Genomic DNA, 8,988 nt, shown 5'->3' on the forward strand with positions numbered 1-8,988 from the left:
CCCGAGCAGAGACATTTCTCATGGCTGTCCGACCGATCATACGCTTTCCAAGTGCGCTGCTGACGACCTCAGCCGAGCGGATCAGCCGGTTCGATGGCGCTCTTCGCCAGCTGTCAGAAGATCTCGTCGACACCATGCGCGCAGCCCCCGGCATAGGCATCACCGCGCCCCACATCGGCATTCTGCAGCGGCTGACGACCATCGAAGTCGACCCGCAGATGGGACCGCGCAGCTTCGTCAACCCGGAAATCATCTGGCAGTCGAGCGAGACGGTGCGCCACAGCGAAGGCAGTGTCTCGATGCCGGGTGTCACGGAAGAAGTGGAGCGGCCGGCGCGCGTGCGTGTCAGCTTTCAAACTCTGGACGGCGAGACACGCGAGGAAGAAGCCGAGGGATTGATGGCGGTCTGCCTGCAGCATGAGATCGACCAGCTCAACGGCATCTTCTGGATTCGACGGCTTTCCAGGCTGAAGCGCGAACGCGCCGTCAAGCGGTTCGAGAAATTTAACCGAGCCGAAGCATTTCCGGGCACGCAATGATTGCGGCACCCCTTCGATCTGCCGTAAACCGTCTTCCGGTCGGCCATCGGCTCCAAACAGCAAGGCGAAGGACAATTGATGAAGAAAATAGCCCTCATGCTTCTCTGCGGGGTTGCGCTTGCAGCCTGTACCGCAACTCCTCCCGACCTGGAGCCGCTTCCCGGAAGCCTCACCTATGGAGAAGCTGCCTCCTCTCGGAAGACCCGTGCGGCCCCTGGGACCATGATCCAGAACCGGTTCCTTCATAAGGGCACCATGGTCTTCGAGACCTATGAGGTTCAACCCGACCATACATATAAGCTCGTTCGCCGCAGCGTCGCCGACTCCTGGCCGCCCGGCGACTGATCACGGAACATTGTCGGCCTCCGCTCCGTTTCCTACTGCATGTATCCTCGGATCCTAGCCGGTCCAAGGACGAAAAATGCAGCAATTCAAGGTGCTACACCGACCTTTCGCCTCTCTTGAGGCGCGGCGCTGTAGATAGCCAGTGGAGTCAAAGCGATGGCCAAATATCTTGACGAACGCGGCGATCCGGCCTCGGCAACGCACGGAGCGGATCGAGAGAATTTCACCGGTGAGGAAGCCAAGCAGGGCCGCACGGGCGTTCCGGTGCTTGGGGTCCTCGTCGGCGGACTGTTCCTCGCCCTCCTCGCCTGGGGCGCCGTCGAAATCTGGGGTGAAAGCACCGACAACGATCGCCTGACCGAAACCGAACAGGTGCAACCGGCGCCCTCGCCGGAGCAGACGGGCAGCGTCGGCACCGGACAGCCCGTCCCGACCGACCGGGATCCCACGGCACAGACCGGCACCGGCGGCGAGTCGCAGCAGGTTTCCCCGGAGGGGACCGAGAAATAATCGCCGAGTCGACGGCCGGGCCGGTGTAGGCGCTCAGAACATTATGAGAGGCGGTATGCCGGGCGAAGACGCTCACACTCGGCCGTCTCTCCTTTCCCCTGCTCTGTGCTGGAGATTCGGGCCACCCGCCGCCGCTTGCCTGATCACCTCATTCCTGTGCTCGTCACAGGAATCCAGCCAGACCAAGTCCTTGGGCTGAAAGAACTCTTCCCGCGCCGCAGACGCGGCGCTGCTGGATCCCTGTGACGAGCACAGGGGATGAGGGTGAAGAGTGGCGCACGGCCTTAGTCCGACAGCTCCTCCGTCGAGCACTCGTAGAGCGTCTCGCCGCTCTGCATGTCGACGCCGGCGAGGCTCACCTCGTAGCCCCACAGACGGCGGACGTGGCGCAGAGTGGCATCGCGGCTGTTCTCCTCCAGGAGCACTCCATTCTTTACATTATGCTGCAATCGCAGGTGCCGGTCGCCCAACAAATCGACATCCATCACCTGGATGTCCGGCTGGCTGCTTCCGATGTCGTAGCTGCGGGCGAGAGCGCCGCGAATCGTTTCGTAGCCGCGCTCGTTATGGATGGATGCCACCTCGCAGAAATTGTCGTCCGCCTCGTCCGTCAGCAGGAACAGCCGAAACTTTCGGATCAGCGCAGGACTGAGGAATTGCAGGATGAAGGACTCGTCACGGTGGTTCGCCCAGGCATCGAGAAGCGTCTCGCGCCAATTGCCGGTGCCGGCGATTTCGGGAAACCAATCGCGATCCTCCGCCGTCGGCTCGACGCAGATGCGTTCGATGTCCTGCATCATGGCAAATCCCAACGCATAGGGGTTGATCCCCGGAAAGCGGGGATCGTCGAAGCCCGGCTGGAAAACGACATTGGTATGACTCTGGAGAATCTCCAGCATCGCGCCTTCGCTTATTTTGCCCTGGTCGAAGAGGCTGTTCATGATGGTGTAGTGGACGAAAGTGGCGCAACCCTCGTTCATGACCTTCGTCTGTCGCTGCGGATAGAAGTACTGCGCGATCACGCGAACGATTCGCAGTATCTCCCGCTGCCAGGGCTCAAGGATGAGGCTGGTCTTCTCCAGGAAATAGAGCAGGTTCTCTTCCGGGAGGTTCAGCGATTTTTTCCGCTCGGAGAGCTCCCGTTCCAATTGCGTCGGATCGTTATTCTCTCCCGCGGGCGGAAGCGTTCTCCACAGGTCGCTAAAGGTCTGCTCTTCATATTCCAGCCTCTCGCGCATCCGCTCCTGCTCTTTTTCGGTCGACAGACGCGGGGGCCGTCTGTAGCGGAAGACGCCCTGCTCCATGAGTGCATGGGCAGAGTCGAGGATCGCCTCGACCGCCATCGTTCCGTGCCGTTCTTCGCATTTGCTGATGTATTTCTTCGCGAAGTCCATATAGCTGAGGATTGCGCTGGCGTCGGTCCACTGGCGGAAGAGGTAATTGTTCTTGAAAAAATGATTGTGGCCGAAGGCTGCATGTGCGGTCACCAGGGCCTGCATGGCCATGGTGTTCTCCTCCATCAAGTAGGTGATGCAGGGATTGGAGTTGATCACCAGCTCATAAGCGAGGCCGCGCCGGCCCCTGCGATAGAGATGATCCTCGAAAACGAAGCGCTTACCGAAGGACCAATGCTGGTACATGAGCGGCATGCCCACCGACGAATAGGCATCCAGCATCTGCTCGGAGGAGATGATCTCGAGCTGATTGGGGTATACGTCGAGACCGAGATCGTCGAGCGCGATCTCCTCGATGGCATCGTAGGTGCGCGCCAGCGTCTCGAAATTCCAGTCGGAACTTTGGAACAGAAGGTTTGAGGCGGCGCCCTTTGACATCCCGGTCCCTTTTCACTTGCGCAATTGCATTTCCGGCTGCTTGCCGAAGAGTTTTCGGAAGACGGGGTAGATATCCGCCGGTTTCGCGATGCGGGTCATCTGAAAATTCGGCCATTCGCCGTCGACGGTGCGATAGGCCCGCCAGAGCGAAGTCCCGTTATCGGTAGTGCCGAAAATCTCCGTCTCTCGCTCATCAATAATCTCGACATAGGCGTAGTATTGGCAAAGTCCCATCAGTTCGTCGTGAAGAAGGGAAGCGCAGCGTTCGGAGTCGCCTGAGATATTCTCGCCGTCCGACGCCTGCGCGGCATAGATGTTCCATTCATGGGCAGGATAGCGCTCCCGGATGACGCGCAGCATCTCCTCCAGCGCGGTGGAAACGACCGTGCCGCCGCTCTGCTTGCTGTAGAAGAAGGTATTCTCGTCGACCTCGCCGGCCTCGTCGGTGTGCCGGATGAACACGATGTCGATCCGCTCGTAGCGCCGCTTGAGGAAGAGGTGCAGCAGCACGAAAAAACGCTTGGCGAGGTCCTTTTCCCGCTCCCCCATCGAAGCGGAGACATCCATGAGGCAGAACATGACCGCACTCGCATTGGGCAGCGGCTGCGGCTCGAACCGGTTGAAGCGAATGTCCACGGGATCGACATAGGGAATACGCCGGCGCCGGCGCTCGAGACCGTCGAGCTTCTGGCGCAGTTCCTCCAGGCGCTGCCGGTGCTTGATGCGTCCGCGCGGCTCCGTCTCCAGCCCGGCAATCTCGTCGGCAATCGCCTCGATTTCCCGGCGCGACGGCCGCCGCAATGCGATGCGGCGTCCGTAGCTGTTGCGCATGGTGCGGCCGACATTGATGTTCGTCGGGGAGCCGCTTGCGCTGAAGCCGGCCCGCCGTCGCTTGAAGGTAACCGATTCCTTCAGATTGAGCTTTACCATGTCGGGGAGTTCGAGGTCCTCGAAGAAGAGATCGAGCACCTCCTCGCGCGAAAGGACGAACTGAAACTCGTCTTCGCTCTGACCGGTGCCGGCTCCCGCATTGCCCGCACCGCCACCTGACCCCCTTTTGGGGATACGGTCTCCCGCCGCGAACTCCCGGTTGCCCGGCAGGACGTGGCGTCGCTCGCCGCTGTTGGAGTCCGGCTGGAAAGCCGGCTCGTTGACGCCGCGGGCGGGCATGGACACGTTCTGTTCGGCATCGACATCCGCGATCTTGCCCGACTTGACCCGCTCTTTGATGGTGCGCTTCAGTTCCTCTCGTGCCCGTTTCAGGAAGCGTTGCCTGTTACCGAGACTCTTATCCTTCGGATTGAGGCGACGGTCGATGAAATTCGGCATTAGCTAACCCCCGCATCCGCAGCCTCAACCCGCCTTGTTTACACGCATGTACCAGTCGACGAGACGCCGCACCTGCCGTTCGGTGTACCCACGCTCCTTCATGCGCTGTACGAATTCGACATGCTGCTTCTCTGTGGAGCTGTCCTTCTTCGACCCGAAGCTGATGACCGGCAACAGGTCTTCGACCTGACCGAACATGCGCTTCTCGATGACCTCGCGAAGTTTTTCATAGCTCGTCCAGGACGGGTTCTTGCCATGGTTCTTGGCCCGCGCCCGCAAGGTGAACTTGACCACCTCGTTGCGGAAGTCCTTCGGATTGGCGATGCCCGCCGGTTTTTCGATCTGAGACAGCTCGCTGTCCAGGATCTTGCGGTTGAGGATCTGCCCCGTATCGGGATCCTTGAAGTCCTGGTCCTCGAGCCAGGCATCGGCATAGGCGATATAGCGGTCGAACAGGTTCTGGCCATATTCGCTGTAGGACTCGAGATAGGCCTTCTGGATCTCGTGACCGATGAATTCCGCATAACGCGTTGCGAGTTCCGACTTGATGAAGTCGAGATAGGCTGCCTCCGTTTCCTTCGCAAACTGCTCGCGCTTGATGGCCTGCTCCAGGATGTACATCAGATGTACGGGATCGGCCGCGACCTCCTTCGTGTCGTAATTGAAGGCCTCGGACAGGACCTTGAAGGCAAAGCGCGTGCTGACGCCCGTCATGCCCTCATCGACACCGGCAGCGTCCCGATACTCCTGCACCGATCGTGCCTTCGGGTCGACATCCTTGAGGTTCTCGCCGTCATAGACGCGCATCTTGGTGTAGAGAGACGAGTTCTCGTGAGGAACGAGCCGGGTGGATACGGTGAAGCGGCTCAGTATCTCCAACACCTCGGGTGCGCAGGGATTGCTGACCAGTTCGCTCTCGCGAAGAAGCTTTTCGTAGATCTGCTTCTCCTCGGTGACGCGCAGGCAATAGGGCACCTTGACCACCAGGATGCGGTCCAGGAACGCCTCGTTGTTGCGGTTGTTCTTGAACTGCAGCCATTCCGATTCGTTGGAGTGGGCCAGAATGGTGCCCTGAAACGGGAATGCGCCGAAGTTTTCCGTACCGTTGTAGCTGCCTTCCTGGGTCGCCGTCAGAAGAGGATGCAGAACCTTGATCGGCGCCTTGAACATTTCGACGAATTCGAGCAGCCCCTGCGTCGTGCGGTTCAGGCCGCCGCTGTAGGAGTAGGCATCCGGGTCGGCCTGGCTGTAGTTCTCGAGCTGGCGGATATCGACCTTGCCGACAAGCGAGGAGACATCCTGATTGTTCTCGTCGCCTGGCTCCGTCTTGGCGATGCCGATCTGACGCAGGCGCGACGGCATCAGCTTGACGACGCTGAACTTGGATATGTCGCCACCGACCTCGTCCAGCCGCTTGGCGGCCCAGGGAGAGATCAGGCCTGTCAGCCTCCTACGGGCGATGCCGTATTTGTCTTCCAGGAGATCGGCCATCCGTTCGGGATGAAACAGGCCGAGCGGGGATTCGAAAACCGGGCTGATCTTGCCGTCGACCATCAGCGTGTAGATGGGTCGAAGTTCCATCAGCTTCTTCAATCTTTCGGCGAGCGAAGACTTGCCGCCGCCGACCGGCCCCAGAAGATAAAGGATCTGCTTGCGCTCCTCGAGACCCTGGGCGGCATAGCGGAAGTAGCCGACGATCCGCTCGATCGTGTCTTCCATGCCGAAGAAGTCGGAGAAGGCCGGGTAGATTTTGATGGTTCGGTTTGCGAAGATCCGACCTAAACGCTCGTCAGCGCTGGTATCGACGAGAATCGGGTCTCCAATTGCGTCCACCATTCGTTCCTGAGCGGTGGCGTACATGCTTTTGTCATCGCGACATGCGAGGAGATATTCCTGTAGACTTATCTCTTCTTGCGCTGCACTCGTATAAATCTCCGAAAAGAGATCGAAGACGTCAGATTCACTCCTTTGCATCGTGCTCTCCCGCGGCGGGCCGCTTGGTTGAAACGGGCTCGCTGCCTTTCGGCATCTGCTTCAGGTGAACGGTTTTCCTAGCTTCAAAGTTCCTTCACGTAACCGACACTGAAACGGATACCGAAGCAGCAGCCAGCGACGAACATCCGCCTATCAGTTCGGGACCGACCGATCGGCGCCTCATGAACGTTATGAGGCGCACTCCGCAAGACTCGTCGCTCTGTCACCCCATCATGCCGGCGCTTCTCGCGAATCCGTCATGACAAGCGAATCATAACTTGTCCCTGCTCATTCGCCGACTTTTTTTTTGCGATTCCACGAATTTAGCCATCAACAACATCGTGTAGAACGGTGATTTCGTGATCGGGCACCGCCATGTCGATGTCGTGGCGGGCGCTCCGCATCGGCACGGAGCAGAGACCTGGACGACGCTGTGGCCCGAGGCATGACGCCGAGCTGTTTTGCGCCGTAAATCAGAGGATAGTCCTCGCGTCCTACCGCGTCCAGCAACAACGTCGTGAAAGAGGATTAAAAATAAAAAAACCCACGGAACCATTTGGTTACGAGGGCTTCTTCATCTTAGATGGTGCGGTCGAGAAGACTCGAACTTCCACGGGTTGCCCCACAGCGACCTCAACGCTGCGCGTCTACCAATTCCGCCACGACCGCATCGTGGTAGGTGCCGATTGCGTCGGCGGGGCTGCATGTAGCAAAAGGATTCCGGGTGCACAAGTGCGTGACGACAGAAATTTGACGAGAAACAAAACTATTTCGATCGGCTCCCCGCGAACCACTGGAAACGCTGGACTCTTGCCGTCGGCGACCCCATGTACAGGCCGGAAAAAATCAGTATTCGCAAGGTTCCCATGCAACGCGAAGATCTTATCCAGAGCATGTTTGCTCCGCCGGATGCACCGCCGGTGCGGTGGCGCATTGCGCCTTCCCTCGTCGAATATCCGGAGGCCGTCGAGACGATGGAGCGCGAAGCCGCCGCGATCGCGGACGGCACCGCCGACGAGCTGGTCTGGCTGGTCGAGCACCCGCCGCTTTTCACCGCGGGAACCAGCGCCAACGCCGCCGACCTCGTGATGCCGGATATGCTCCCGGTTTTTGCCACCGGAAGAGGCGGGGAATACACCTATCACGGTCCCGGGCAGCGGGTCGTCTACGTCATGCTCGACTTGAAGCGCAGACGCCAGGACGTCCGCGGATTTGTCGCCGCACTCGAGAGCGTCATTATCGCCACGCTCGATTCCATGAACGTCAAGGGCGAACGCCGTGAAGATCGTGTCGGCGTCTGGGTGCGCCGCCCGGAAAAGCCGCCGCTCATGGACGGCACGATGGCGGAAGACAAGATAGCGGCAATCGGCATTCGCTTGCGCAAATGGGTGAGCTTTCACGGATTGTCGTTGAACGTCGACCCGGACCTTGAGCATTTCGGGGGGATCGTGCCTTGCGGAATTCGCGGCTATGGTGTCACCAGCCTCGTCGATCTCGGTCTGCCCGTCATGATGGCCGACGTCGATATCAGGCTGAGGGAGGCCTTCGAAAGGGTCTTCGGCCCGACCCGCATCGAGAACGAATAGCAGGGTCCCACGGTACGTTGCTCCGTCCGGAAACGTCGGCAAAGCCGCTTTTAGCCGTCTTTTTGCCGCTTCACATTGCCCCATCCGCAAGGAAAAGCCTATAAGCTCCCCTCACCTTCGCCCCACCGCGGGCAGTCAGGGTGCCTCGGCACCCGACAACGACAACAGGCGAAAGGAGCTACCATGCTGTTATCAACCGAGAATGCGATTGCACGTCTGCGTGAGACAGGAGACGGCGATACGCTGGGCGGTCGTATCTGGAGAGCGCGTGACGCGACGGGACTCTCTACCAAGGAGCTTGCCAGCAAGCTCGGTGTCCGCAGCGACACCATTTCCTCCTGGGAACGCGATCGCGCCGAGCCACGGGCCAATCGCCTGTTCATGCTGGCCGGCGTGCTTGGCGTGACGCCCGCCTGGCTGATGGCCGGTATCGGACGCGCACCGGATGATAACGCCGCAGATGCTTCGGGGGACGAACTTCGCAAGCAGCTGGATCTCGTAAAGAAGCTGCACGATCAAACCGCCGAGGCCATTTCGGCACTCGAGATGGAATTCGAACGCCTGAACCAGGACGTTCGGTGATCGGATAGGATTTTTCCTCTTGCCGGTGGCGACCGGCGCGATATGACGGTCGCCCCGCCTCGTTGTTCTTAGTTTGATGGAGTAGAGAAATGGACGTACGCGCCGCCGTGGCCCTGGAAGCCGGCAAGCCGCTGGAGGTCATGACCGTGCAGCTCGAAGGCCCTCGGGCCGGCGAGGTGCTGGTCGAGGTGAAGGCGACCGGCATCTGCCATACCGACGATTTCACGCTGTCGGGGGCCGATCCGGAGGGGCTGTTCCCGGCGATCCTCGGTCATGAGGGCGCCGGCATCG

9 protein-coding genes and 1 tRNA gene are annotated in these 8,988 nt (G+C 59.9%); 6 read left to right on the forward strand and 4 right to left on the reverse strand.

The window, feature by feature from the left end:
* Nucleotides 1-20: 20 nt before the first annotated feature.
* The 3 genes from CN933_RS27475 (at nucleotide 21) to CN933_RS27485 (ending at nucleotide 1,394) form a co-directional block, all read left to right on the forward strand.
* Nucleotides 21-539: a peptide deformylase gene (locus CN933_RS27475; RefSeq protein WP_018097851.1), complete on the forward strand. Its 519-nt coding sequence runs from the start codon at nucleotides 21-23 to the stop codon at nucleotides 537-539.
* Nucleotides 540-617: 78 nt separating this feature from the next.
* Nucleotides 618-884, forward strand: a complete 267-nt coding sequence (locus CN933_RS27480) for a hypothetical protein (RefSeq protein WP_102762927.1) — start codon at nucleotides 618-620, stop codon at nucleotides 882-884.
* A gap of 156 nt (nucleotides 885-1,040) precedes the next feature.
* Nucleotides 1,041-1,394 (forward strand): hypothetical protein, encoded by a 354-nt coding sequence (locus CN933_RS27485; protein ID WP_010969207.1) that lies wholly within the window; start codon nucleotides 1,041-1,043, stop codon nucleotides 1,392-1,394.
* A gap of 284 nt (nucleotides 1,395-1,678) precedes the next feature.
* Here CN933_RS27485 and CN933_RS27490 read toward each other — a convergent pair whose 3' ends face one another.
* The 4 genes from CN933_RS27490 to CN933_RS27505 form a co-directional block, all read right to left on the reverse strand.
* Nucleotides 1,679-3,226: a SpoVR family protein gene (locus tag CN933_RS27490; RefSeq protein ID WP_018097852.1), complete on the reverse strand. Its 1,548-nt coding sequence runs from the start codon at nucleotides 3,224-3,226 to the stop codon at nucleotides 1,679-1,681.
* Between the two features lie 12 nt (nucleotides 3,227-3,238).
* Nucleotides 3,239-4,555: a YeaH/YhbH family protein gene (locus CN933_RS27495; RefSeq protein WP_018097853.1), complete on the reverse strand. Its 1,317-nt coding sequence runs from the start codon at nucleotides 4,553-4,555 to the stop codon at nucleotides 3,239-3,241.
* A gap of 24 nt (nucleotides 4,556-4,579) precedes the next feature.
* The gene (locus CN933_RS27500) at nucleotides 4,580-6,529 is read right to left on the reverse strand and encodes a PrkA family serine protein kinase (RefSeq protein ID WP_018097854.1); all 1,950 of its coding nucleotides are present in this window, start codon (nucleotides 6,527-6,529) and stop codon (nucleotides 4,580-4,582) included.
* A gap of 584 nt (nucleotides 6,530-7,113) precedes the next feature.
* A tRNA-Leu gene (locus tag CN933_RS27505) sits at nucleotides 7,114-7,198 on the reverse strand.
* A gap of 158 nt (nucleotides 7,199-7,356) precedes the next feature.
* Between CN933_RS27505 and lipB the strand changes: the two genes are divergently transcribed.
* The 3 genes from lipB to CN933_RS27520 all read left to right on the forward strand — a co-directional run.
* Nucleotides 7,357-8,115, forward strand: a complete 759-nt coding sequence (gene lipB, locus CN933_RS27510) for a lipoyl(octanoyl) transferase LipB (RefSeq protein ID WP_018097855.1) — start codon at nucleotides 7,357-7,359, stop codon at nucleotides 8,113-8,115.
* 183 nt (nucleotides 8,116-8,298) lie between these two features.
* On the forward strand, nucleotides 8,299-8,697 hold the full coding sequence (locus tag CN933_RS27515) for a helix-turn-helix domain-containing protein (protein ID WP_018097856.1): 399 nt from the start codon (nucleotides 8,299-8,301) through the stop codon (nucleotides 8,695-8,697).
* Between the two features lie 89 nt (nucleotides 8,698-8,786).
* The coding region (locus CN933_RS27520; protein ID WP_180980826.1) for an alcohol dehydrogenase catalytic domain-containing protein at nucleotides 8,787-8,988 on the forward strand (202 nt) is incomplete at its 3' end.

This window comes from Sinorhizobium sp. M4_45 (assembly GCF_002885915.1).
Classification (GTDB): Bacteria; Pseudomonadota; Alphaproteobacteria; order Rhizobiales; family Rhizobiaceae; genus Sinorhizobium; species Sinorhizobium meliloti_A.